At 69.8% G+C, this 912-nt stretch carries 2 protein-coding genes; both read right to left on the bottom strand.

The annotated features are described in order from the left end of the window. Positions 1 to 512 (bottom strand): serine acetyltransferase (locus FV228_RS31000; RefSeq protein WP_246694102.1); only part of this gene is annotated, 512 nt, incomplete at its 3' end. A gap of 200 nt (positions 513 to 712) precedes the next feature. Continuing rightward, positions 713 to 912, bottom strand: a 200-nt coding sequence (locus FV228_RS33870; RefSeq protein ID WP_210247839.1) for a hypothetical protein, incomplete at its 5' end; no start/stop codon positions are given.

The following is a 912-nucleotide window of genomic DNA, read 5'->3' as shown; positions in this document are numbered from 1 at the left end:
GCTCCGCGGCCCGGCAAGGCCCGCCAGGGCTGGGGCATCACCGTCTCCCCGGGTTCGACGTCCTTGAGGATGGTCGTGCGGGGGCCGAGCCGGGCCCGATCGCCGATCCGCACCGCGCCGAGCACGATCGCGCCGGCCTCCAGCACCACGCCGTCACCCAGCACCGGCAAGCCGGGGCCGCCGCCGATATCCTGATCGGGCTCCTTCAACAGGCCGCCGATCGAGGCCTGCACGCCGAAGGCGGCGTCACGCCCGACGGCGCCCGCGATGACCGCGCCGAACGGATACGGGAGGAACAATCCCCCGGCGATCCGGCTCGAGGGCGGGATATCGGAGCCGGTCCACCAGCCGTTGACCAGCCACAGCAGCCAGGCCGCCATGCGCCAGCCGCGCTCGTGGCTATAGCGGGAGAGCCGGTAGAGCCAGACCGCGTGATAGCCCCTGTACAGTCGCGCCGAACCGTGGCCCCGGCGGTGCCAGTGGGCGCGGTCGGCCGCGAGCGCCGTACGCATCTGCACCCAGCGTTGTCGCCGCCCCTCTGCAGATTTCGTCGCGCCCGCGAGGGGGATCCCTCGGGCGGCGTCAGTCTCGGCGCGCTCGGACATACGCAGTCCTCCGGTTTCCTCAGACGCTTTATCTCTGCAACCATAAATTGAAGATACGGTTGCAAGCCATACGCACCCTGCCACGATGCAATCGTAGGTCGCGGTTTTCAGTAAGGCTCCACCGAGAGATGGTCCGCTTGGTAAATCGATTGCGCGGACGTGGCCGCCCGGGCGGCATGCGGTACGGCGCGAATCTGCTTGGACAGGCCGCGGGCCGCGGGGTTTACTTGGCCGCCGGCTTCGCCGCCTTCGTGATGGTCGGCCACGGCGTCGGCCCGCGGCCTGTCCAAGCAGATTCGCGCCGTAC

The organism is Methylobacterium sp. WL18 (assembly GCF_008040015.1).
Classification (GTDB): domain Bacteria; phylum Pseudomonadota; class Alphaproteobacteria; order Rhizobiales; family Beijerinckiaceae; genus Methylobacterium; species Methylobacterium mesophilicum.
This window is presented reverse-complemented; position numbering and strand designations above follow the sequence as displayed.